We start from the raw sequence: 22,737 nt of genomic DNA, 5'->3' as shown, positions 1-22,737 counted from the left end.
TAGCTATACTTTATATGTTACCAGTCCCAACGTAAGCCTAGAGAGACATTATTTACATCACCTAAATCACTTGTGCTGAAAGCGGTGCTCAAGTCATACTTACCGTACAGGCTAAGGTCTTGTGAGAGTCTTATGTAGCTACTCACCCCATACACAAAGTTATCACCACCAAAGTCTTGCTTCTCTTTTGTCTTGATGCGGTCTCCATTTTCTTTATACTTCAATTTTTGTTGTGTCCCAAGTCGCACACCTACATAACCTCCTATACCCATTCTAAATTTACCTGACAGCCTGTAGCGCACATAGTCTTCTTCTTGCTCCTTTTTCCACCCGCCAAATTCTAGGTGCACAGGCACCACTAGGTTTGAGAAACGTAACTGGGACTTGTCTAACTCTTGTGGGAACTCCTCATAAGCAGCGACACCATCTGTGACTACGAGTCGCTCATTTTGTTTTGTAAACAGCTTGTTAGTTTGCAATGACACTCCATACTTGAGGTGAAGTGCGCCAGAGTTTTGAAATACTCTCGTTTTCCAGGCATAACCTAGTTCAAAAAAGCGCGATTTACCTATGGAGAACTCATCGCCAAAGTCGGCTCCATTTTCTACAATACCGTTGTTGAGACCAAAGGCAAATACAAGCTCGCTATATGTACGTCTGTCATAGGTAACTTTTTTTGGCTTATTGGTATTTACAGCGATACCTAATACTCTATTGCCGTTCTCATCTGCACTACCAAAACCTATTTCTACAGAGCTTCCTTTTGAAGGATCAATGTGACCGGTTCTTTTTACCAGTGCGATTTGATTATCTATAATGGCTAGTTCGTTTTCTATATTAAGAGCAACTTCTTGTGCGGCATCCTTTTTTTGTTGTTCTGCCTGGGTGGCACTAATGTTTTGTTTTTCTCTTTGAGCATTTATAAACTGTATTCTCTGTTTGAGATTGCTTTTCCAGTTTTCTTTTACTTTCTCTTTTCGAGTTTCTAGGGTTGATACTTGGTCTACAATTTTTTGAGAGACCTCTTGTTGCGCTTCTTGCGCATTTACGTTTTGGGCAAAGATTACCACTGTTGCCGCTAGAGCAATTTTAAAAATTGTGTTCATAATAGTTTGTGTTTTGTGCGCTCGATGATGGCGCGTTATTGATGAATTTTCTTAATTATCTTTATTTGCAACTGCCTCTACGGCTCTATTAAACTCTTTTTTGAGCGTGCGGAACATTCTGTCTTTAAAGGAGTCTGGATCTACCTCAGCTTCGGCGTCTAGTAATAACTCGTTTGCATCTACCACTCGTTGTGGCTGTGCATACACTGGTTGCTTATTGATATTTTGCTGGGCAGCTTTGAGTAGGTTTTCTACCTCATCATCTAGCAACTCTTCGCTCGTTTTTACTTCATCAGGATTTACATCTACAACAGCATTTATAGTAGATTTTATCACTTCCTCTTTCATAATAGAAGTGGCCACAGCTTCTTTTACTTGTGAGTTTATAGTATTAGCATTGCTGTATGGGCGATACTTACTTTTAGTAGGATTTGTTTTTTTCTTCTTTGTAGCAGTATTGTTTTGGGGTGACGTAACAGATTTTTGTACTTCCACATTATTTGTTGTTGCATCTGTTAGTAAGATTTCACTAGGCTTATCACTTATTTGTTCTGGTATTATCTCATCTATCACCTCTTCTGGTTGATTTTCTACATAAGGCGTTTGTTCATCTACCGCACTCGTGTTATAAATAAGTGCTGTGATGAACACGCCTGCAATAAAGCTTGCCGCGATACCCATCCATAAAACTATTTTACTTTTTTTCTTGCCCTGACTAGCATCTAGCTTGCCCTCTATACGATCCCAGGCAGATGCGGTAGGCTCGAGACGGCGTCTCTCTAGCTTATCTTTAAAATTATCCTCTAAGTTCATCTGTACCGTTATGTATTAATTCTTTTTTTACCGCTGCTTGTAACTGCTTTCTCGCTTTAAACAATTGGCTTTTTGAAGTGCTCTCACTAATCCCAAGTGCTTTTGCTATCTCTCTATGCTTATACCCTTCTATGGCATACATTACAAATACGACTCGATATCCTTCTGGCAGGTCGTCTATGAGTGATTGTATATGTGCCACTTCAAGATCTGTCTGTATGTTATTTATAGCATCATTATTTTCTACCACACCATCTTCTGAGAAATATAGCTTCTTTATTGCTCTTAGGTATGAGATGCTTTCTCGCACCATAATCTTACGTATCCACCCTTCAAAACTCCCATTACCTCCATAGGTGTCTAGCTTTGTAAATACTTTTAAGAAACCGTTGCACATTGCTTCTTCGGCTTGATGTACATCTTTTATATAATAACGACAGATGCTCAGCATTTTTGGCGAGTGCTCATCATAGAGTTTGCGCTGTGCATCTCTATTGCCTTTAATGGCTTTTTTTATGAGTTGTCGCTCGTTATTAAATTGTATGACTTTCATACCTGATGTTTGGGTTTCTATTTATAAAGACGCATCGTTTTTAAAAAAGGTTGCTTCAAGGCCAAAAAAAATCCAAATTTCTTCTTACTGTAGTGTAATCAGAAATTTGGATTTGTACATAAAGGTCTGTTTTCTAGCTTATCCTTTATACTTCATAGGTAAGTGAACTACCTTTTTTGTTTCAAAGAAATCTTCTTCAAAGAATGTGGGAAGATCATAAATAGTAGTCGTGGTATACTTTTTAAGTTCTTCTGTGAGGTCTCCTCCTTTGAGGTATAAAATTCCGTTTTTGAGTTCGTGGTTAGATTTTTTTGCAATGTGCCCGCGCACCCATCTTACAAATGTTTCCATTTGCGCTACCGCTCTAGACACAATAAAATCATACTGACCAGGTACATTTTCTACTCGGTCGTTTGTAGTTTTTACATTTGTGATACCTAGGCCCTCTACCACCTCGTTTACTACTTTTATCTTTTTACCTATACTATCTACAAGGTGAAAATTTACTTCTGGGTGTAGTATGGCAAGTGGTACTCCAGGAAAGCCTCCTCCCGTACCTACATCCATTATACTGGCACCTGGATTAAAGGTTTGAACTTTTGCTATACCTAGTGAATGCAGTACGTGACGTAAGTAAATCTCATCTATATCTTTACGGCTTACTACATTGATTTTGAGATTCCAATCTTGATATAAATCTTTCAGTTTTGAGAACTGCTCGATCTGAGTATCTGTTAGATCTGGAAAATATTTTAATATGATATCCATTATTTAGTATATTAACGGTGTAAAAGTACCATAATACCCGCTATTATTTTAACGCAGGTTCATAGATGTAGCCTATATTATGCATTACTTTTACCAAGCTATTAAAAGAAGATTATTTTTTTTCGCGAAAGCGGAATCAAAAACCTCAACAACACTACAATAAAACGGCTATTGTAGCGCTATGAGAGTAATTATTACATTATGGAGACTACTATAAAATTTTCTCGCACGGACTCTGCAAAGTTCTTCAGAACTTTAAATAAACGTGTAAACAACTACTTTAAAGAGAATAATATAAAACGCACAGGTAACTGGAAATTGTACCTAAAGGCAATCATTATGTTTGCCATTTACTTAGTTCCTTACTTTTTATTTTTAACACTAGATATGCCTACCTGGCTTCAGATTGTCCTTACCGTTGTTATGGGTGTGGGTATGGCTGGTATAGGGATGAATGTGATGCACGATGGTAATCACGGTTCATTTTCTAGTAAAAAATGGGTAAATAAATTAATGGGAAGCAGTATTTACATACTAGCTGGTAATGTTTATAACTGGCAAGTACAACACAACGTGCTTCACCATACGTATACTAACATACACGGTCACGATGAAGATATGGAGGCTGGTCGCGTGCTACGTTTTTCAAAACACGGAAAATGGCACTGGGCACATAAGTTCCAGCACTACTACTCGGTGTTTTTATATGGTCTACTTACCTTTAACTGGGCACTTACTACAGATTTCTTCCAGATGAAACGTTATATGAAACGTAAATTATCTTACGGAAAACTACAGAGCCCTGCAAAGCAGTGGAGCACACTACTTATCACAAAAGCGATATACATCGCAATGTGGATTGTTATACCTCTGGTATTTATTGATCTTGCTTGGTGGAAAATTTTAATAGGCTTCTTTATTATGCACTATACGGCAGGTCTTATTTTAAGTATTATTTTCCAGCTTGCGCATATGGTAGAAGATGCACATATGCCGCTACCAGATGAGACAGGAACTATGAAAAATACTTGGGCAATACACCAGCTATTTACTACTGTAAACTTCTCCACTAAAAACAAGGTGATGAACTGGTTTTCTGGAGGATTAAACCACCAGGTGGAGCACCACATCTTTCCTCACATAAGCCACGTACACTATACTAAGATTAGTAAAATTGTAAAGGAGACAGCACAAGAGTTTAATTTACCTTACCACGAGTATAAAACTACTAGAAAGGCACTTATCGCTCACTTTAGTCACTTACGTGAGATGGGAATGAAACCTGCGATTTCTGCATAGAAGTGGTTAAATTTTTAAGAAAATATCAAACGCCAAATCCCATAAGGATTTGGCGTTTTTAGTTACCTTGCATTACAATCTTTTATCAACTAAATAAAGAATGCGCCTCGTATGAAGAATTTATCTACCCGCGTTACAAATATGGCAACCTCTGCAACTCTTGCAATGGCTGCAAAGGCTCGCGAATTAAGAGCAGAAGGAAAAGACATCATAGGTCTTAGTCTAGGAGAACCAGATTTTAATACTCCAGACTTTATTAAAGATGCTGCAATTCAAGCAGTAAATGATAATTACAATTCATACACACCGGTAGATGGTTATGTAGAGTTGAAAGAGGCGATTATCACAAAATTTAAAAGAGATAATAATCTGGATTACACCCTCCCACAAATTGTGGTTTCTACAGGTGCAAAGCAGTCACTTGCAAATATTGCACTTGTATGCCTTGACCCAGGTGACGAGGTGATATTACCTTGCCCTTACTGGGTGAGCTACTCAGACATTGTAAAAATAGCCGAAGGTGTACCAGTAGAGGTAAAAACCTCAATAGATACAGATTTTAAAATGACACCAGAGCAGCTAGAAGCAGCTATCACGCCTAAGACAAAGATGCTTTGGTATAGCTCTCCTTGTAATCCATCTGGATCGATATACAGTAAAGAAGAGCTACGCGCTCTGGCAGATGTACTTGCAAAGCACCCACAAATCATAGTAGTAAGTGACGAGATTTATGAGCACATTAATTATGTGGGAGATCACGCAAGTATGGCACAGTTTCCAGATATGTATGACCGTACGGTAACTGTAAATGGTGTTTCAAAAGCATTTGCAATGACGGGATGGCGTGTAGGTTACATAGGAGGCCCAGAATATATTGCACGCGCTTGTAACAAGATGCAAGGACAGATTACTAGTGGTACAAACTGTATTGCACAACGTGCAGTAATTACGGCTCTTGAGGCTCCAGTAAGCAAAGTACAGTATATGATTGATGAGTTTAAAAGTCGTCGTACGTTAATACTGGACTTACTCAATGATATCGAAGGCTTTAAATGTAACGAGCCAGAAGGTGCGTTTTACGTATTTCCAAATATCTCACACTATTTTGGAAAAACGCTAGGAGGTCAAAAAATAGAAAACGCAACAGATTTTTCTCTTTACCTTCTTGAAGCGGCAAATGTTGCTACGGTTACTGGTGAAGCATTTGGAAACCCAGATTGTATACGTATATCTTATGCAGCAAGTGTAGACAACATTAAAGACGCAATGAAGCAGATTAAATCTGCAGTTTCATAGACCTTATATATTACGCTTTCGCGAAAGCAAAACAAAACCCGCTAATCTCTTAGCGGGTTTTTTCATTTGTAATGGAGTTAATCCATATCGATTTTTCGTTTTTTATTAAGTGCAAATTCTTTTTTGAGATCTATACGCCTCATTTTACTTCCATCTAGTTTTGGCACCATAACCATTTGCATCGCTGTAATATCAAAAAAGGTAGTGTAGAGCGTCCCTCCCATTCTACCTTCACCCCAGTCTGCAGCTGGTTGCACTGCTCCAGCCATCGTTTGCCCCACAGATTTTAAGGTGATGTCTTCTCCACTGCGTTCTAGCTCATCTACGCGTGAGTTTATAGATTGATATCTGTGGCAAGGGAAGCCGCCTTCTTCTGGAGCATTTATCAAAAAATTTGTGGCTACTAGCGTGTTGCCCTCCATAGGTATGATATGTTTCTTGCCGTCTATCCACTCTACAATAACTGCATTACCGGTGGCATCACCTATTAAAAAATGACTCTGGTGCACGGCGAGTTTTTGCTCCTCTATCCAGGCAAGCGCTTCCGCTACTGTACTTGCGTTTGCCAGTAAATCATCTCCTATGTTACCTTTTGCCCAGCCATACCCTTCTGGCATTTTTTGTTCTGGCGTCACCGCTACGTCAAAAAATAATCCTGCGCTATTTATACCTCCCTGAGCAAAATTATCCCAGCCATACCATAATCTAGCTAGCTTTTTTGAAGTCGCTTTTTCTATCTGTATATAAGCATCGGTATCAAGCCAGAAGTCTTCATTATTTACGGCATAAATAGCACCCGTTTCTTTATCTACATAATACAAAATAGAACACGCATACATAGAACTAGCACAAGCAGCAATTAAACATAGCGTTAATAACCACTTTCTAGAGGTATTGCTCACTTTCTTTGTCAATAGATGAATCATAATTTACAGCTTTAAGAACCTGACTGCCTTAAAGATGCGACAAAAATCACATACACACCAAATGTAACAAGCAAGTTATTACCTCATAATTTATGTACTTATAGGTATCTTAGTAGAGTAATTTTTAAAATGAGTAATCTCGCTTTCGCGAAAGCGTAAAAACCCACAAAAACCACCATCAGTAGTAAAATACTGTGAGAATTAATACGACTCGACTTATGAAAAAAACGCTACTTGCAGGAATGATGGCTCTAAGCCTTATAGCTTGTAAAAACGACGCTACCACAGAAACAACTAGCACAGCAGATACATCGCTGGCATTTAACAATGTGCTAGATAACTATTATGAAGACGGCCTAAAGCTTAACCCGCTTAATGCGACAATGTCTGGTGATAATAGGTATAATGATAAATTTCCAGATGCGTTATCTCAATCTCATAAGGATGCAGTAAAAACTTATTATACATCTTACCGCGACTCTATACAGCAGTTTAATGACAGTGACCTTACAGACACAGAGAAGATGAGTAAGGAGGTATTGCTCTGGGATATTGCTATCAATCTAGAGGGTATGGAGTTTAAAAAAGACCTCACGCCTATAGACCAGATGTGGTCACCTCATCTTATGTTTGGCCAGCTTGCAAGTGGAGCGAGTGCGCAACCTTTTAACACTGTAGAAGATTACCGCAACTGGCAACAACGCGTAGATGAGTACCTAGTTTGGCTCAACAGCTCAGAAACAAATATGCGCAAGGGTATGACAGAAGGATATGTACTTCCTAAATCACTTATTAAGAAAATCATCCCGCAAATGGATGCTATGACAGAGCCTACCATAGAGAATCACCTTTTTTACAAGCCTGTCGCAAATTTTCCTGATGGAATAACCGAAGAAGACCAGAATATCATACGCACAGATTATAAAAATATGATAGAAGGTAAAGTAATCCCTGCTTATGCAAAGATGCGTGACTTCTTACAAAATGAATACCTAGCGGCTGGGCGCGATAGCTCTGGTTATAGTGATTTACCACAAGGAAGCGAGTATTATGACTATGCCATAAAATTATACACCACTACTACAATGAGCGCAGACGAGATACACCAGCTTGGACTAAGTGAGGTAGCCCGTATACGCAAGGAGATGGAAAAAGTAAAGGAGCAAGTAGGTTTTAAAGGAGATCTAAAAGCATTTTTTGACGATGTACGTACTAACAAAAAGCTAATGCCGTACAGTACTCCAGAAGAGATTATTGCAAACTTTAATGCAATGCACGAGACAATAAAGCCGCAGGTAGACCAGCTCTTTAGCCTACAACCTAAAACAGCTTTTGAAGTGAGACAGACAGAAGCTTTCCGTGAGAAATCTGCAAGTGCAGAGTATAACCCAGGATCACTAGATGGTACTCGACCAGGTATTTTCTACACGCCTATACCAGACGCAACTACCTATAATGTATACTCAGACGAGTCTTTATTTTTACACGAGGCTATACCAGGCCACCACTTCCAGGTGTCACTTACGCAAGAAAGTGAGACACTACCACAGTTTAGAAAAACTTTATGGTACAGTGCTTATGGTGAGGGCTGGGCATTATATACAGAATCGCTTGGTAAAGAGTTGGGACTTTATACAGACCCATACCAATACTTTGGAACACTAGGAGCCGAAATGCACCGAGCAGTTAGGCTTGTAGTAGATACAGGAATCCACACCAAAGGATGGAGCCGTGAGAAAGCAATTGCTTATTGCCTAGAAAATGAAGCCGAAAGTGAAGCAGGTATTACATCAGAAATTGAGCGCTATATGGCAAATCCAGGACAAGCGCTTTCTTATAAAATAGGCCAACTTAAGATTAGAGAACTTAGAGAAAAAGCAACTCAGGAGCTAGGTGATAAATTTGACATACGAAATTTTCACAAAGAGGTGCTTGAGACAGGATGTATTCCTCTTGCGCTACTTGAGGAAAAAATTAATGGTTGGATAGAAGAAAGTAAATAATACCGTTTTCACGCAAGTGAAGTTTATACTAAGCTTGCCGAAGTGCGAAAGCAAAACATTATGAATAAAAAAATAGTATTACTAGGCTCAGGAGAACTAGGAAAGGAATTTGTAATAGCTGCACAACGACTAGGTCAGACCGTAATTGCTGTAGATAGTTATGATAATGCCCCTGCTATGCAAGTAGCAGATGGTCGCGAAGTGATAAATATGCTTGATGGAGAGGCGCTAGATAAACTTGTAGAGAAGCATAAGCCAGACTACATCGTTCCAGAAATAGAGGCCATACGCACCGAGCGTTTTTATGAATATGAGAAGCAAGGATACACTGTGATCCCAAGTGCAAAAGCTGCAAACTTCACAATGAATCGCAAGTCTATACGCGATCTTGCTGCAAAAGACTTGGGCTTAAAAACTGCAAATTATCGCTATGCAACCTCTGCTCAAGAGCTACAAAAAGCGGTGAAGGAAGTAGGGATTCCTTGTGTGGTAAAACCCCTAATGTCTTCTAGCGGAAAAGGACAATCTACTATCAAAACACCAGACGACATACAACGAGCGTGGGACTACTCTCAAGAAGGCTCTCGTGGTGATGTTGCAGAGGTGATTGTAGAAGCTTTTGTAAACTTTAATTATGAGATCACACTACTTACTGTAACGCAGAGAGATGGTGAGACACTATTTTGCCCACCTGTAGGTCACCGTCAAGAACGTGGTGATTATCAAGAAAGTTGGCAACCCGCTACTATGGACGATGCCCATCTTAAAACCGCTCAAGAAATGGCGGCTCAAGTTACCGCTGCATTAGGCGGAGCTGGATTATGGGGTGTTGAGTTCTTTGTAGGAGATGACGGTGTGTACTTTTCTGAGCTTTCTCCACGCCCACACGATACAGGTATGGTAACGCTTGCAAACACGCAAAATTATAATGAGTTTGAACTGCACTTAAGAGCTGTTTTAGGACTTCCCATAAAAGAAATTACTCAAGAACGTATAGGTGCGAGTGCTGTTATTCTAGCAACCGAGAATTCTGAAAATCCAGGATTTACAGGGATTAATGAACTAGCCACCGCGCCGAAAAGCGATTTCAGGCTCTTCGGAAAACCTACTTCTCGCCCATACAGGCGTATGGGAGTTGTGGTGACCTACGATAGCCTTGATGGAGATATTACCGAGGTTGTATCGAGAGCAAAAGAGCTAGCTGCCAAGGTTAAAACTACTTAATGCTTGATTTTTAAAATGTTTAATTTAAAGTGTACCATATGAGACTAGTCGTAACCTTATTTATATTAATAATCACCCTTGGGTGCTCACAAGAAAACACGACAAAAACTCGTGAAATAAGCAAGCAAGAAATGACACATACAAGACAGCTAAGGCATATGGTGCTCTTTAAATTTAATGAAGAGAGTACGCCACAAGAAATCGAAAAAATTATTACAGATTTTTCGGCCTTACCATCTCAAATTAAAAGCATAAAAGATTATGAATGGGGATTACATAAAAGTACAGAAGATTTAAACAAAGGCTTTACCCACGCATTTTTATTAACGTTTGATTCGCAAGATGGTCTAGATACGTATCTACCCCATACAGCTCATCAAAACTTTGTAGCCTCTATACAGCCACACGTAGCAGACGTTATGGTAATAGATTACTGGACTAATTAATATAAAAAGGGCTGGAAGATAAAACTTCCAGCCTTTTTATTTTTCTAGTCTCTTATAAGTGGCAATGTACTACAGCGCAGCAAGCCTTCTTGCTTTGCTATCTCTGCATAAGGAACCTCCTCTACAGTGATATCTTGATCGCGTAGCCAAGTGTTTAATCTGGTAAAATTACGCTCAGATATAACAACTTCTGGAGATATACTAAAGATGTTTGAATTCATATTAAACATCTCCTGAGAGGAGATTTCAAAGATATTTTCTTTTCCGTAAAAGTTTACCAGCCACTCGTATTCCCTTTCTTGTAAAAAGCCATTTTTATGAAGTATAGCTTTCCCATTCCCCACTGGCTGAAAACAGCAATCTAAATGTAAGGCATTATTATAAGGATCTGTATTAGACTTTCTAAGGTCAAAAGACATTACCTTCTTGCGAGGAAATAAATCTTGAATCATACCTACCGCAAGCATATTAGTACGCGCAATGATATAATCTGGATAATCATCACCACGATAGGTACCTATAAAAATATGATCATCTACCAGCATCACATCTCCTCCTTCTATATGTGCCTCTTCTGGTAATCTAAAAACGTGGGTAGACGGCACTTGTTTTATAACGTGCTCAATGGCGTCTATCTCTTCTTCCCTATCAGGAAGAATATTTGCCTTAAAGAACTTATCATCTATCACAAAACCAATGTCACGTGTAAAAATCTGATTAAGATCTTTAATAAGCTTTGGCCTATAAACCTCTACATCATACTTTTTGAAAACTGCTGCTACAGCTTCCATTTCGGGAACCATATCTTTCTCTAGAGGATATGTTCCTTCTCTTAAATGTAGCGCAGATTTTGGGTCGTAGGCATCCTCAAGTTTTGGAGTAGGCCCATTACTTTCGGCAGTACCTAAGATTACGGCTCTAAGCCTTGAAGTTTCGTTCTTTACGTTTAGTTTAAGCATAAGGTAAAGATAACTCAGTTTTGCTAAAAAAAGAATGCCAATCTATATGAAATTTATCATATACGCAGTGCACTGTGATTTTTACGCTTTCGCGAAAGCTTACTTAATAGGTATCCACACTTCTTCTTCAGATTGTGGATTATTTGGGCCTAAGTAGTCCTCTGGCATAAATTCATAATGTGGTCTATGATCTAATTGATACCTAGAATTTGGCAACCACTGACTGTAGATATATTGAGCAAATGCTCCAAAATCACGTGTGGTTCCTTTGTATGGAAAAACTGCCCATTTACCTTTTGGGATTTTTAATACTTCTAACTGATTTGGGATATCATTTTCGGTTGTTAAAGCTACTGCGGCCCATTTTACAAACTTGGTTACTGGTGTAAATGGAGTCGTCATAAAATCATCTGCATAGCATTGCACACTATAACTCCCTCCATTAGACTTATTAAGAATAGTCTTCCTTAGCGGTCCAAAGGTTTGCCATAACTGCATTGTAGTATTATGAGACAGAGACATTGTAGCCTGTAAACCTACAAGAGTAAGTGCAGGTTGCTCTACGATAACTGGAGATGGGTGTTTGGTATCTTTCACGAAAGTGAATTTACAATTTTTTAAATAGTTACGTTATTGCTTTTGAGGCATAAAAAAAGAGCAAACTAAACGTTTGCTCTTTTATATTGTACTATTGAGTTTTTATCTCTCAGAAACCTCTTTAAAAGCTCTTAAGTTTTCACCAGTATAAACCTGACGTGGACGACCTATAGGTTCTTTGTTAAGACGCATTTCTCTCCATTGTGCTATCCATCCTGGAAGACGACCTAAAGCAAACATAACCGTAAACATTTCTACTGGAATGTCTAGAGCTCTGTAAATAATACCTGAGTAAAAATCTACATTAGGATATAATTTACGATCTACAAAATATGGATCTTCTAGCGCTTCTTTTTCAAGTCCTTTTGCAATATCAAGAACAGGATCTTGTATACCTAGTTGACCAAGAACCTCGTCTGCAGCAACTTTTATAATCTTTGCACGTGGATCGAAGTTTTTATAAACTCTATGTCCAAAGCCCATAAGGCGGAAAGGATCTTGCTTATCCTTTGCCTTTGCCATATATTTTTTAGTGTCACCACCATCATTCTTTATTGCCTCAAGCATTTCTATAACTGCTTGGTTTGCTCCGCCGTGTAAAGGACCCCATAATGCAGAGATACCTGCAGAGATAGAAGCAAATAGACCAGCGTGAGATGAACCTACAATACGTACTGTAGATGTAGAACAGTTTTGCTCGTGGTCTGCGTGTAAGATTAATAACTTGTCTATAGCAGCGATTATCTCTTTATCTACGGTATAAGCTTCATTAGGTTTTGAGAACATCATTTTATGGAAGTTCTCTACATACCCTAGTGAGTTATCTCCGTAATCTAACGGTTGACTTTTCTTTTTACGCATTGCCCAAGCAGCTAGCACAGGAAACTTTGCTAGTAGCTTTACAATTGCATTATACATTTCTTCTTCAGAATCTACATTTACGGTAGAAGGGTTAAATGCAATAAGTGCAGATGTAAGAGCACTTAATACTCCCATAGGGTGAGCAGACTTAGGAAAACCATCTAAGATTTTCTTCATATCCTCATCTACGTGAGACTCAGACTTAATGTCTGCATCAAATTTTGCAAGTTGTTCTTTTGTTGGTAATTCTCCAAAAATCAAAAGATAAGCAGTTTCAAGAAAGTCTGCTTTTTCGGCAAGTTCTTCTATTGAGTATCCTCTATATCTTAAGATACCTTTTTCTCCATCAAGGAAGGTAATAGCACTCTGGCAAGAACCCGTATTTTTATAACCTGGATCTATGGTAGTAATACCTCCAGTAGCACCTCTTAATGCTTTAATATCTATTGCTTGCTCCTGCTCTGTTCCTGTAATGATAGGAAACTCATAGCTCTTTCCGTCTATTGTTAAAGTTGCTTTATCTGCCATCTATGCCTGAAAAAATTTGTTTTTACTTAGTTTATTTTGGACAGCTAAATTACAAAAAAGAAGTCGTTTTATTTAACATAATACGCCGCTAGATGGTTAATAAAATGTAAAAATATTGGTCTTTTGACCATTATATTGCCCACAGCTTAACTATTGATAGAATCTGGTAAATATTATCTGCATATAAGACATAAAAAAAAGGATACTTGCAATCGCAAATATCCTTACCCAACTTCAAAATAAAGGTTTTGAATTTAATCAAAACCAGTTTCTTAAAAAGAGCGAGCGTGCAGCTAAAGGGCCATACTGCCCGCTCTTTACCCAACTTAAAAAATTATATACCTGTTTATTCACTAACGCGGTTATAACAATGTGGGCAAACTGTTAAGGTTGTTACTTCTTGAATTTTAACTACCTAATCATAAACATATCGAGTGCAATACAGCGACCTCTTTATCTTTATGACGGCAATTTACGGACTTTTTGACGATGTGCAATGATTTTGTAGTAAGATTATTCTTACTTTTATATTTTTGTAAAAGTTTACTTGTAAAAATTCTCTTAATAATCAATTAGCTATGTCTGCTCTAATACTAAGATATATATAGTATTATATATGGAAGCAAAAAAAACCCTCTCTATGAGAGGGTTTTATATAGTATGTAAACTACTACTACTTTATTTTAAAAGCATTCATAGCTGGAAAATATGCCGTATCTGCAAGCATCTCTTCTATACGAATAAGCTGGTTGTACTTTGCCATACGATCTGATCTTGAAGCCGAACCAGTTTTGATCTGCCCAGTGTTAAGTGCTACTGCAAGATCTGCGATAGTATTATCTTCTGTTTCTCCAGACCTGTGTGACATTACTGATGTGTACCCAGCATTGTGAGCCATATTTACGGCTGCAATAGTTTCTGTAAGAGTTCCTATTTGATTTACCTTAATAAGGATTGAGTTTGCAATTCCTTCGTTTATACCGCGAGAAAGTCTCTCTACATTGGTTACAAATAAATCATCACCTACAAGCTGCACTTTATCACCTACCTTATCAGTTAAGTATTTCCAGCCTTCCCAGTCATTTTCATCCATACCATCTTCTATTGAGATAATAGGATACTTATCTGCTAGTTCTGCTAGATAATCTGCTTGTTCTTCACTCGTACGTATTTTTCCTCCTTCTCCTTCAAACTTTACATAGTTGTACTTCCCATCAACATAAAATTCGGCAGCGGCACAGTCTAGAGCTATCATAATCTCATCACCCCAAGAGTAACCTGCTTTTTCTACTGCTAGTTTTACGCTATCAAGTGCATCTTCTGTTCCATCAAGAGCTGGAGCAAATCCTCCTTCGTCTCCTACAGCTGTACTAAGGTTTCTGTCGTGTAATACTTTTTTGAGATTATGAAATATTTCTGTACCCATCTGTAAAGCGTGACTAAAGCTCTTTGCTTTTACAGGCATTACCATAAACTCTTGAAAAGCAATAGGAGCATCACTGTGTGACCCTCCATTTATAATATTCATCATAGGTACTGGAAGTGTGTTTGCACTAACGCCTCCTATGTATCTATATAATGGCATATTAAGTTCTGCCGCGGCTGCTTTTGCACAGGCTAATGAAACTCCTAATATAGCGTTTGCACCTAGTTTTGATTTGTTAGGAGTGCCATCTAAATCTATCATTAACTCATCTATAGCATTTTGCTCAAAAACTGAAACACCTAGTAGTTCTGGTGCGATAAGCGTGTTTACATTCTCTACAGCTTTCTTTACACCTTTACCCATAAAATCTGTACCACCATCACGTAACTCTACCGCTTCGTGCTCGCCTGTAGATGCTCCAGAAGGTACTGCTGCTCTTCCCATCGCCCCGAGTTCTGTAAATACATCTACCTCTACCGTAGGGTTTCCTCTTGAATCAAATATTTGTCTTGCGTGAATTTCTATGATAATACTCATTTTCTTAGTTGTTTTATTAGTTACGTAAAAATACGATTTTGACCTTAATTTAAATAAATTGACTAGCTATTGTCGCGATAACGTTTTCGCGTAAGCGGTTATATAAAAAAATCCCCACCGTAAGGCAGGGATATATTTTTTATGCTGTAACGCTTTTTATGTTTTCTATAAATTGATCAAATAGATAAGTAGCATCATTAGGTCCTGGACTTGCCTCTGGGTGATATTGAACTGAGAAACAATTTTTATTTTTCATTTTAATACCCGCTACGCTATGATCATTGAGATGAACGTGTGTTATCTCAACATCTGGATGTGCTTCTGTCTCTTCTCTATTTATAGAGAAGCCGTGGTTTTGAGAAGTAATCTCACCTTTACCAGTTATAAGATTCTTTACAGGATGATTAATCCCACGGTGACCATTATGCATTTTATAAGTTGATATTCCATTTGCAAGAGCAATAACCTGGTGACCAAGACATATACCGAATAGTGGCTCATCATCTGCAATAATGTCTTTTGCTACTTGTATTGCATTTTCAAGAGGTTCTGGATCTCCAGGACCGTTTGAAAGAAAATATCCATCAGGGTTCCAAGATTTCATCTCTGCATATGTTGTATCATAAGGGAATACTTTTATATAAGCACCTCGTTTTGCAAGGTTACGTAAGATGTTACGCTTGATACCTATATCGAGAGCTGCAATCTTTACTTCGGCATTTTCTTCTCCAAAGAAATATGGCTCTTTTGTTGAAACCTTTGAAGCTAGTTCAAGGCCATTCATATCTGGAACTTCTGCTAGCTTTGCCTTAAGAGCTTCTATATTTTCTACATCTGTAGTAATTACAGCATTCATAGATCCATTATCTCGTATATGTGCTACTAGTGCTCTAGTGTCTACATCAGAAATGGCAAATAAATTACTCTTATCTAAAAATTGTTCTAGCGACTCTTGAGCGTCTTTACGTGAGTAGGTGTAACTAAAGTTTCTACAAATAAGACCAGAAATCTTTACTTTATCAGATTCTGTCTCGACATCTGTAGCACCATAGTTACCTATGTGTGCATTTGCAGTAACCATTAATTGCCCAAAATATGAAGGATCTGTGAAGATCTCTTGATATCCGGTCATCCCTGTATTAAAACACACCTCACCATAAGAGGTTGCTTCTTTATCTCCTACAGCTTTACCGTGAAAGATGGTTCCATCTGATAATAAAAGTAAGGCAGGTCTTCTAGATTGATATTTCATTAAGTATTTATTTTATAAACTTTACAAAAATAGGTTAAAAAAAGGTTTTCAGAAAAAGAGTTTATCCCATATCTGAACAAAAAAAATGGGAGCCAAATAGCTCCCATTAATAATATTATAAAGTGCCATAGTAACTGGCTATCTTTTCAAGGTCTTTCTCATCTCGAAAATTGAAATTATTTTTATCTGCATAAGCCTCTAGTTGATCAGCCTTCTTACCAGCTAACTTTAAGAAATTAGATTTCTTCAATTTGAACTTCTTGAAACTTCTACCTTTCTTTACATAATAAGAATCCTTCATTACATACTTATCATTTTGTTGAGCAAGCATTGGATTTGGGTTTCCTTCTTTAATATCTATCTTATAATCTTTATAAATAGCAAAATCATCAGTTTCTGCTACAACTTCGACTAGACGATAACCTCCTTCTACAGGAGAAAAGATATTCTTGTATGTCTTATTATTTACAACCATTTTTTCAATGTTTGTAAAATCAAAAGTAAACACTGAGTCTCTTCCTATTTTTGATTCAAAGACATTCCTCTTTGCATTGAGGTTAATGTTATCGCGTAAACGCAGCGTCATCCCCCCAGTGGTTTGTATTATGGCATTATTACGCCAAGTATCAAAAACGTGCACAGATCCATCTATAGGTCTTGATGGATTAAACACTACACTAGACCCACCTACACCAGCTCCATCTGGCCCATATGAAGCTAATGCTCCTAATACATTATTATTTGCATCTACTGCATCATCTCTTTGTGCATAAAGTGATGTTGCTAAAACACACATTACAACTATAGCTATCTTTTTCATTTTCTAATATTTTAATTTCAGTAATTAACTGGCAAACACTTTGCCAAACATTTAATTATACTGCCAAAAATAAAAAAAGGGATTTACCTTGCAGTAAATCCCGATACTAATTAACCTATTTTCATAAGGTTTACCGTTCTATTCTTCCTCGTTAGAAGCAGTTTCTGTAGCTACAGGAGCAGCTTCAGTTTTCTTACCCCCACGACGAGTAGATTTCTTTTTAGCAGGTTTACCAGCGTTGTAAATCTCATTGTAATCTACAAGTTCGATCATTGCCATATCTGCATTATCCCCAAGACGGTTACCCAACTTGATGATACGAGTATAACCTCCTGGACGATCACCTACCTTTGCTGCTACATCTCTAAATAATTCTGTAACTGCATCCTTCTGACGAAGTTTTGCAAATACAATACGACGGTTGTGAGTCGTATCAGATTTTGATTTAGTGATCATAGGTTCTACAAATTGCTTAAGTGCTTTTGCCTTTGCAACTGTAGTATTTATTCTCTTATGTTCAATTAAAGAGCAAGCCATATTTGCAAGCATAGATTTTCTATGTGCAGTCTTTCTCCCTAAGTGATTAAATTTCTTTCCGTGTCTCATTGTAATATTTATTTTTCCGCTTTCGCGAAAGCGCTATTCTATTTAAAGTACAGCTACCTAGTCTTTATCTAATTTATATTTGGCTAGATCCATTCCGAAACTTAGTCCTTTTACATTTACTAACTCTTCAAGTTCAGTAAGTGATTTTTTACCAAAGTTTCTAAACTTCATCAAATCATTCTTGTTATAAGAAACAAGATCCCCTAGAGTTTCTACCTCTGCAGCCTTTAAACAGTTAAGCGCACGTACAGAAAGATCCATATCGATAAGCTTAGTTTTAAGTAACTGACGCATATGAAGAGATTCCTCATCATATGTTTCTGTTTGTGCAATCTCATCTGCCTCTAATGTGATACGCTCATCAGAGAATAACATAAAGTGGTGGATAAGTGTTTTTGCAGCTTCAGTAAGTGCTTCTTTAGGGTGGATAGAACCATCAGTAATTATCTCAAAAACTAATTTTTCATAATCAGTTTTTTGCTCAACACGGTAGTTTTCAATACTGTATTTTACATTACGGATAGGTGTATAAATAGAATCTGTAAATATAGTTCCTAATGGAGCGTTAGATTTCTTATTCTCCTCTGCAGGAACATATCCACGTCCTTTTTCGATAGTGATTTCCATATTAAGGTTCACTTTCTTATCCATATTTGCAATAACCATATCTGGGTTAAGCACTTGGAATCCAGAAATAAACTTTTGGAAATCTCCAGCTGTTAATTGATCAACACCTGATAAAGATATTGTTACAGTCTCATTATCTATCTCTTCAATCTGACGTTTAAAACGTACCTGCTTAAGATTAAGAATGATCTCTGTAACATCTTCAACTACTCCAGCCAGTGTAGAAAACTCGTGGTCTACACCTTCTATACGTACAGATGTGATTGCAAAACCTTCTAATGAAGATAGTAATACACGACGTAAAGCGTTTCCTACTGTTAAACCATAACCTGGTTCTAAAGGTCTAAACTCAAATTTACCTTCAAAATCAGTAGAGTCAATCATAATGACTTTATCGGGCTTCTGGAAATTTAATATTGCCATATCGGTTTTCTAGCTTTAGTGGTTATTACTTAGAGTACAGCTCGACGATGAACTGTGTATTGATGTTTTCAGGTATCTGAAGACGTTGTGGTACTGCCACAAATGTTCCCTCTTTCTTATCGTTGTTCCAAGTGATCCACTCAAAAACATGACTTGCATTAGATAGAGAGTTAGAAATTACTTCTAAAGATTTAGACTTTTCGCGTACAGCGATAACATCACCAGCTTTTACTTGGTAAGAAGGGATGTTTACAATGTTACCATTTACAGTAATATGACGGTGTCCTACTAACTGACGTGCGCCACTTCTAGAAGGAGACATTCCCATTCTATAAACTACGTTGTCTAGACGACACTCACATAATTGTAAAAGAACTTCACCTGTAATTCCAGGAGCACGGTTTGCTCTGTCATACATATTTCTAAACTGACGCTCAAGTATACCGTAAGTATACTTTGCTTTTTGCTTTTCAGCTAGTTGTACAGCGTATTCAGATTTTTTTCCTCTACGTCTGTTGTTTCCGTGTTGCCCTGGAGGGTAATTTCTTTTTTCAAAAGATTTGTCTTCTCCGAAGATTGCCTCGCTAAATTTACGTGCGATCTTTGTTTTGGGACCAGTATATCTTGCCATTTTAAATGTGTGTTTTGAGGGTGGTTAGAAATTAAGGTCAATCCTTTGCAAACCGTTCTCCCTCGAGATATTAATTAAATAATTATTTATTAAACGCGACGTCTTTTTGGAGGACGACACCCGTTGTGTGGCATTGGAGTAATATCAATGATTTCTGTCACTTCAATTCCACTATTATGTACAGCACGTATCGCAGACTCACGTCCGTTACCCGGTCCTTTTACATACACCTTTACTTTACGAAGGCCTGCCTCGTGAGCAACCTTAGCACAATCTTCTGCAGCGGTTTGAGCAGCATAAGGAGTGTTCTTTTTAGAACCTCTGAAGCCCATTTTACCAGCAGATGACCAAGAGATTACATCTCCTTTTTTGTTTGTTAACGAAATAATGATGTTGTTAAAAGAAGCTGTTACGTGTGCCTCTCCTACTGATTCTACAACAACCTTACGTTTTTTTGCAGTTTGCTTTGCCATTATGCCTTATTATTTAGTTGCTTTCTTCTTGTTAGCAACTGTTTTACGCTTTCCTTTTCTCGTACGTGAGTTATTCTTTGTACGCTGTCCTCTTAATGGAAGACCAACACGGTGACGGATACCACGGTAACAACCGATGTCCATCAGACGCTTAATGTTCAAAGATACTTCAGAACGAAGTTCCCCCTCGATAGTAAATGTACCAACAGCATCACGAATACGACCTATTTCGTCATCATCCCAATCAGATACTTTTTTATCTTCTGATACATTTGCAGCTGCAAGTATTTCTTGTGCTCTGCTCTTTCCTATTCCAAAGATGTACGTTAATGCAATTACACCTCTCTTTTGTTTTGGGATATCTATCCCTGCAATTCTAGCCATAACTATTAACCTTGTCTTTGTTTAAACCTAGGGTTCTTTTTGTTTATTACGTATAATCTGCCTTTGCGACGAACGATCTTGCAATCGGCACTTCTTTTCTTAATGGATGCTCTTACTTTCATATCCAGCTTTTTTCCGCTTAATAGCGGTACGTTATACGAGCCTTTGATAAATCGTAAGGACTCATTTCTAATTTTACTTTATCACCAGGTAATAATTTGATATAGTGCATACGCATCTTACCTGAGATATGCGCTGTCACAACGTGACCGTTTTCTAATTCTACACGAAACATTGCATTTGATAATGCTTCAATGATAGATCCGTCTTGTTCTATTGCTGCTTGTTTTGCCATTATGCTACTGCTTTACGGTTTTTACCAGACTTCATAAGACCATCATAGTGCTTATTAAGAAGGTACGAATTCACTTGTTGCATCGTATCGATAGCTACACCTACCATAATAAGTAGAGAAGTACCACCATAAAATAAAGCCCAACCTTGTTGCATCCCTAGTACATTTACTGCAACTGCAGGAAATATAGCTATAAGTGCAAGGAAAATTGAACCAGGTAACGTTATCTGAGACATAATTTTATCTAAATACTCTGCAGTTTCAGAACCTGGACGTATCCCAGCTATAAAGCCACCACTGCGCTTAAGATCATCTGCCATTTTATTGGTAGGGACCGTAATCGCTGTATAAAAGTATGTAAAGATAATAATCAATAATGCAAAAACTAAATTATACCAAAATCCGAAAATATTATTTCCAAAATTAGTTTGCAACCAAGTACCTACAGTGGTATCAGCAAGAAAACTTGCCTCTCCTATAAGACCAGGAACAAACATAATGGCTTGTGCAAAGATAATAGGCATTACCCCAGAAGCATTCAATTTTAATGGTAAAAATTGACGACTTCCAAAAGCGTTCTTCTCATACTCTCCAGTTGCAGTTCTTCTTGCATAAGATACGGGTACTTGACGTACTGCCATTACCAATAATATACATAGTAGAATAATTACAAACCAGATTACTAATTCTATAAGGATCATAATTAATCCTCCGTTAGATTCAGTTACACGAGCAACCCATTCTTGAACAAATGATATAGGCATTGTTGCAATAATACCCACCATAATTAAAAGTGAGATACCATTACCTATTCCCTTATCTGTAATCTTTTCACCAAGCCACATTGCAAATATACATCCTGTTACTAGTATAAGTACAGATGATATGTAGAATGTAGGTGTAAGACCCATTACAAAAGCGGTAGAAGGAACACCTAGTGCAGGCAATGCAGCTAGATAACCTGGTGCTTGTAACAAACAGATTGCGATAGTTAACCATCTAGTAATCTGATTGATCTTACGGCGACCACTTTCCCCTTCTTTTTGTAATTTTTGAAGATAAGGTATTGCTATACCCATTAACTGCACTACAATAGAAGCAGAAATGTAAGGCATAATACCTAATGCAAATACAGATGCGTTAGAAAAAGCACCTCCAGTAAACGCAGCCAAAAGGCCTAAAAGCCCTTGGTCTGTAGAATCTTGAAGACCTCCTAATTGTGACGCATCTATACCTGGAAGTACAACTTGTGCACCAAAACGATATACGAGGAGAAGCGTAAGCGTAAGAATTATTCTATTCCTAAGCTCATCAATCTTCCAGATATTCTTTATTGTATCTATAAATTTCATCCTCTTATATCGATTATAAAGTTACAGCTTCACCACCAGCAGCCTCAACAGCAGCTTTTGCAGTTGCAGTAAATTTATGAGCAGTTACTTTGATTTTAGCTTTAAGCTCACCTCTACCTAAAATCTTTACTAAATCGTTCTTACCTACAAGACCAGCTTCAATAAGTGTATCTATAGAAACCTCTTCTGTAAGACGACCAGCGTCTACATATTCTTGTAACGTGTCAAGATTTACACCAGCATACTCCTTACGGTTTATGTTTGTAAATCCAAACTTAGGTACACGACGCTGAAGTGGCATTTGACCTCCTTCAAAACCGATTTTCTTACTATACCCAGAACGTGACTTCTGTCCTTTGTGTCCACGACCAGCTGTTCCACCGTTTCCAGTTGCCTGGCCACGTCCTTTACGACCGTCGTTTTTCTTAACAGCGCCTTTTGCAGGTCTTAAGTTATTTAACTCCATCTGTTA

General features: G+C 37.8%; 25 protein-coding genes. 5 read left to right on the top strand and 20 right to left on the bottom strand.

All coding sequences use genetic code 11. From position 1 onward, the window contains the following. Positions 1-17: 17 nt before the first annotated feature. The 4 genes from Q0948_RS10110 to rsmG form a co-directional block, all read right to left on the bottom strand. On the bottom strand, positions 18-1,106 hold the full coding sequence (locus Q0948_RS10110; protein ID WP_298351856.1) for a hypothetical protein: 1,089 nt from the start codon (positions 1,104-1,106) through the stop codon (positions 18-20). A gap of 51 nt (positions 1,107-1,157) precedes the next feature. Next, positions 1,158-1,919, bottom strand: a complete 762-nt coding sequence (locus Q0948_RS10105; protein ID WP_298351854.1) for a hypothetical protein — start codon at positions 1,917-1,919, stop codon at positions 1,158-1,160. Continuing rightward, positions 1,903-2,472 carry a sigma-70 family RNA polymerase sigma factor gene (locus Q0948_RS10100; protein ID WP_298351851.1) on the bottom strand — a complete coding sequence of 190 codons (570 nt, stop codon included), beginning with the start codon at positions 2,470-2,472 and terminating at the stop codon, positions 1,903-1,905. Before Q0948_RS10100 ends, Q0948_RS10105 begins: the two co-directional genes overlap by 17 nt. 138 nt (positions 2,473-2,610) lie before the next feature. Then, positions 2,611-3,240 (bottom strand): 16S rRNA (guanine(527)-N(7))-methyltransferase RsmG, encoded by a 630-nt coding sequence (gene rsmG / locus Q0948_RS10095; RefSeq protein ID WP_038599649.1) that lies wholly within the window; start codon positions 3,238-3,240, stop codon positions 2,611-2,613. A gap of 201 nt (positions 3,241-3,441) precedes the next feature. Here rsmG and Q0948_RS10090 point away from each other — a divergent pair, with 201 nt between their 5' ends. Both Q0948_RS10090 and Q0948_RS10085 read left to right on the top strand, forming a co-directional pair. Beyond that, positions 3,442-4,539, top strand: a complete 1,098-nt coding sequence (locus Q0948_RS10090) for an acyl-CoA desaturase (protein ID WP_035335961.1) — start codon at positions 3,442-3,444, stop codon at positions 4,537-4,539. A gap of 111 nt (positions 4,540-4,650) precedes the next feature. Then, positions 4,651-5,835 (top strand): pyridoxal phosphate-dependent aminotransferase, encoded by a 1,185-nt coding sequence (locus Q0948_RS10085; protein ID WP_298351841.1) that lies wholly within the window; start codon positions 4,651-4,653, stop codon positions 5,833-5,835. A gap of 77 nt (positions 5,836-5,912) precedes the next feature. On the opposite strand, the gene Q0948_RS10080 is transcribed toward Q0948_RS10085, so the two are convergent. Then, positions 5,913-6,761 (bottom strand): carcinine hydrolase/isopenicillin-N N-acyltransferase family protein, encoded by an 849-nt coding sequence (locus tag Q0948_RS10080; RefSeq protein WP_298351839.1) that lies wholly within the window; start codon positions 6,759-6,761, stop codon positions 5,913-5,915. A gap of 218 nt (positions 6,762-6,979) precedes the next feature. Here Q0948_RS10080 and Q0948_RS10075 point away from each other — a divergent pair, with 218 nt between their 5' ends. The 3 genes from Q0948_RS10075 to Q0948_RS10065 are packed head-to-tail and all read left to right on the top strand — an operon-like array spanning position 6,980 to position 10,434. Then, entirely contained in the window at positions 6,980-8,764 is a 1,785-nt protein-coding gene (locus Q0948_RS10075; protein ID WP_298351836.1) for a DUF885 family protein, read from the top strand. A 60-nt stretch (positions 8,765-8,824) separates the two neighbouring features. Further along, positions 8,825-9,988 carry a formate-dependent phosphoribosylglycinamide formyltransferase gene (purT, locus tag Q0948_RS10070; RefSeq protein WP_298351833.1) on the top strand — a complete coding sequence of 388 codons (1,164 nt, stop codon included), beginning with the start codon at positions 8,825-8,827 and terminating at the stop codon, positions 9,986-9,988. A gap of 38 nt (positions 9,989-10,026) precedes the next feature. Beyond that, positions 10,027-10,434, top strand: coding sequence for a Dabb family protein (locus tag Q0948_RS10065; RefSeq protein ID WP_298351829.1), 408 nt, complete (start codon positions 10,027-10,029; stop codon positions 10,432-10,434). A gap of 44 nt (positions 10,435-10,478) precedes the next feature. On the opposite strand, the gene Q0948_RS10060 is transcribed toward Q0948_RS10065, so the two are convergent. The 15 genes from Q0948_RS10060 to rplO form a co-directional block, all read right to left on the bottom strand. Further along, entirely contained in the window at positions 10,479-11,393 is a 915-nt protein-coding gene (locus Q0948_RS10060) for a dimethylarginine dimethylaminohydrolase family protein (RefSeq protein ID WP_298351826.1), read from the bottom strand. A gap of 99 nt (positions 11,394-11,492) precedes the next feature. Beyond that, a complete protein-coding gene (locus Q0948_RS10055) occupies positions 11,493-11,990 on the bottom strand; it encodes a GyrI-like domain-containing protein (protein ID WP_298351823.1) in 498 nt (165 codons plus the stop codon). A 102-nt stretch (positions 11,991-12,092) separates the two neighbouring features. After that, complete coding sequence (locus Q0948_RS10050) at positions 12,093-13,379, bottom strand: citrate synthase (protein ID WP_298351821.1); 1,287 nt, start codon at positions 13,377-13,379, stop codon at positions 12,093-12,095. 673 nt (positions 13,380-14,052) lie between these two features. Then, positions 14,053-15,342 (bottom strand): phosphopyruvate hydratase, encoded by a 1,290-nt coding sequence (eno, locus tag Q0948_RS10045; RefSeq protein ID WP_298351819.1) that lies wholly within the window; start codon positions 15,340-15,342, stop codon positions 14,053-14,055. Between the two features lie 139 nt (positions 15,343-15,481). Then, on the bottom strand, positions 15,482-16,594 hold the full coding sequence (gene carA / locus Q0948_RS10040; RefSeq protein ID WP_298351816.1) for a glutamine-hydrolyzing carbamoyl-phosphate synthase small subunit: 1,113 nt from the start codon (positions 16,592-16,594) through the stop codon (positions 15,482-15,484). A gap of 115 nt (positions 16,595-16,709) precedes the next feature. After that, a complete protein-coding gene (locus tag Q0948_RS10035; protein WP_298351813.1) occupies positions 16,710-17,414 on the bottom strand; it encodes a hypothetical protein in 705 nt (234 codons plus the stop codon). Positions 17,415-17,552: 138 nt separating this feature from the next. After that, on the bottom strand, positions 17,553-18,020 hold the full coding sequence (rplQ, locus tag Q0948_RS10030) for a 50S ribosomal protein L17 (RefSeq protein WP_298351810.1): 468 nt from the start codon (positions 18,018-18,020) through the stop codon (positions 17,553-17,555). 57 nt (positions 18,021-18,077) lie between these two features. Further along, positions 18,078-19,070, bottom strand: coding sequence for a DNA-directed RNA polymerase subunit alpha (locus Q0948_RS10025; RefSeq protein WP_013751347.1), 993 nt, complete (start codon positions 19,068-19,070; stop codon positions 18,078-18,080). Between the two features lie 25 nt (positions 19,071-19,095). Beyond that, on the bottom strand, positions 19,096-19,701 hold the full coding sequence (gene rpsD, locus Q0948_RS10020; protein ID WP_038599625.1) for a 30S ribosomal protein S4: 606 nt from the start codon (positions 19,699-19,701) through the stop codon (positions 19,096-19,098). An 89-nt stretch (positions 19,702-19,790) separates the two neighbouring features. Further along, on the bottom strand, positions 19,791-20,174 hold the full coding sequence (gene rpsK, locus Q0948_RS10015; protein ID WP_035327583.1) for a 30S ribosomal protein S11: 384 nt from the start codon (positions 20,172-20,174) through the stop codon (positions 19,791-19,793). Positions 20,175-20,183: 9 nt separating this feature from the next. After that, entirely contained in the window at positions 20,184-20,558 is a 375-nt protein-coding gene (rpsM, locus tag Q0948_RS10010) for a 30S ribosomal protein S13 (protein WP_298351802.1), read from the bottom strand. Positions 20,559-20,563: 5 nt separating this feature from the next. After that, a complete protein-coding gene (gene ykgO / locus Q0948_RS10005) occupies positions 20,564-20,680 on the bottom strand; it encodes a type B 50S ribosomal protein L36 (RefSeq protein ID WP_010519235.1) in 117 nt (38 codons plus the stop codon). A 17-nt stretch (positions 20,681-20,697) separates the two neighbouring features. Further along, positions 20,698-20,913 carry a translation initiation factor IF-1 gene (gene infA, locus Q0948_RS10000; RefSeq protein WP_013751343.1) on the bottom strand — a complete coding sequence of 72 codons (216 nt, stop codon included), beginning with the start codon at positions 20,911-20,913 and terminating at the stop codon, positions 20,698-20,700. Further along, the gene (gene secY, locus Q0948_RS09995; protein WP_298351799.1) at positions 20,913-22,265 is read right to left on the bottom strand and encodes a preprotein translocase subunit SecY; all 1,353 of its coding nucleotides are present in this window, start codon (positions 22,263-22,265) and stop codon (positions 20,913-20,915) included. The genes infA and secY overlap by 1 nt, the downstream gene beginning before the upstream one ends. Positions 22,266-22,278: 13 nt before the next feature. Beyond that, positions 22,279-22,731, bottom strand: coding sequence for a 50S ribosomal protein L15 (rplO, locus tag Q0948_RS09990; protein ID WP_038599618.1), 453 nt, complete (start codon positions 22,729-22,731; stop codon positions 22,279-22,281). Positions 22,732-22,737 lie beyond the last annotated feature (6 nt).

It is taken from the genome of uncultured Dokdonia sp. (genome assembly GCF_947496725.1).
GTDB lineage: Bacteria > Bacteroidota > Bacteroidia > Flavobacteriales > Flavobacteriaceae > Dokdonia.
Note: the sequence above shows the minus strand (reverse complement) of the source record. Positions and strands in the feature narration are given on the sequence as shown.

What these genes read in the sequence shown, in the direction of transcription:
- Q0948_RS10110 (WP_298351856.1), bottom strand. Translation starts at nt 1,106, where the DNA reads ATGAACACAATTTTTAAAATTGCTCTAGCGGCAACAGTGGTAATCTTT.
- Q0948_RS10105 (WP_298351854.1), bottom strand. Translation starts at nt 1,919, where the DNA reads ATGAACTTAGAGGATAATTTTAAAGATAAGCTAGAGAGACGCCGTCTC.
- Q0948_RS10100 (WP_298351851.1), bottom strand. Translation starts at nt 2,472, where the DNA reads ATGAAAGTCATACAATTTAATAACGAGCGACAACTCATAAAAAAAGCC.
- rsmG (WP_038599649.1), bottom strand. Translation starts at nt 3,240, where the DNA reads ATGGATATCATATTAAAATATTTTCCAGATCTAACAGATACTCAGATC.
- Q0948_RS10090 (WP_035335961.1), top strand. Translation starts at nt 3,442, where the DNA reads ATGGAGACTACTATAAAATTTTCTCGCACGGACTCTGCAAAGTTCTTC.
- Q0948_RS10085 (WP_298351841.1), top strand. Translation starts at nt 4,651, where the DNA reads ATGAAGAATTTATCTACCCGCGTTACAAATATGGCAACCTCTGCAACT.
- Q0948_RS10080 (WP_298351839.1), bottom strand. Translation starts at nt 6,761, where the DNA reads ATGATTCATCTATTGACAAAGAAAGTGAGCAATACCTCTAGAAAGTGG.
- Q0948_RS10075 (WP_298351836.1), top strand. Translation starts at nt 6,980, where the DNA reads ATGAAAAAAACGCTACTTGCAGGAATGATGGCTCTAAGCCTTATAGCT.
- purT (WP_298351833.1), top strand. Translation starts at nt 8,825, where the DNA reads ATGAATAAAAAAATAGTATTACTAGGCTCAGGAGAACTAGGAAAGGAA.
- Q0948_RS10065 (WP_298351829.1), top strand. Translation starts at nt 10,027, where the DNA reads ATGAGACTAGTCGTAACCTTATTTATATTAATAATCACCCTTGGGTGC.
- Q0948_RS10060 (WP_298351826.1), bottom strand. Translation starts at nt 11,393, where the DNA reads ATGCTTAAACTAAACGTAAAGAACGAAACTTCAAGGCTTAGAGCCGTA.
- Q0948_RS10050 (WP_298351821.1), bottom strand. Translation starts at nt 13,379, where the DNA reads ATGGCAGATAAAGCAACTTTAACAATAGACGGAAAGAGCTATGAGTTT.
- eno (WP_298351819.1), bottom strand. Translation starts at nt 15,342, where the DNA reads ATGAGTATTATCATAGAAATTCACGCAAGACAAATATTTGATTCAAGA.
- carA (WP_298351816.1), bottom strand. Translation starts at nt 16,594, where the DNA reads ATGAAATATCAATCTAGAAGACCTGCCTTACTTTTATTATCAGATGGA.
- Q0948_RS10035 (WP_298351813.1), bottom strand. Translation starts at nt 17,414, where the DNA reads ATGAAAAAGATAGCTATAGTTGTAATGTGTGTTTTAGCAACATCACTT.
- rplQ (WP_298351810.1), bottom strand. Translation starts at nt 18,020, where the DNA reads ATGAGACACGGAAAGAAATTTAATCACTTAGGGAGAAAGACTGCACAT.
- Q0948_RS10025 (WP_013751347.1), bottom strand. Translation starts at nt 19,070, where the DNA reads ATGGCAATATTAAATTTCCAGAAGCCCGATAAAGTCATTATGATTGAC.
- rpsD (WP_038599625.1), bottom strand. Translation starts at nt 19,701, where the DNA reads ATGGCAAGATATACTGGTCCCAAAACAAAGATCGCACGTAAATTTAGC.
- rpsK (WP_035327583.1), bottom strand. Translation starts at nt 20,174, where the DNA reads ATGGCAAAGCAAACTGCAAAAAAACGTAAGGTTGTTGTAGAATCAGTA.
- rpsM (WP_298351802.1), bottom strand. Translation starts at nt 20,558, where the DNA reads ATGGCTAGAATTGCAGGGATAGATATCCCAAAACAAAAGAGAGGTGTA.
- ykgO (WP_010519235.1), bottom strand. Translation starts at nt 20,680, where the DNA reads ATGAAAGTAAGAGCATCCATTAAGAAAAGAAGTGCCGATTGCAAGATC.
- infA (WP_013751343.1), bottom strand. Translation starts at nt 20,913, where the DNA reads ATGGCAAAACAAGCAGCAATAGAACAAGACGGATCTATCATTGAAGCA.
- secY (WP_298351799.1), bottom strand. Translation starts at nt 22,265, where the DNA reads ATGAAATTTATAGATACAATAAAGAATATCTGGAAGATTGATGAGCTT.
- rplO (WP_038599618.1), bottom strand. Translation starts at nt 22,731, where the DNA reads ATGGAGTTAAATAACTTAAGACCTGCAAAAGGCGCTGTTAAGAAAAAC.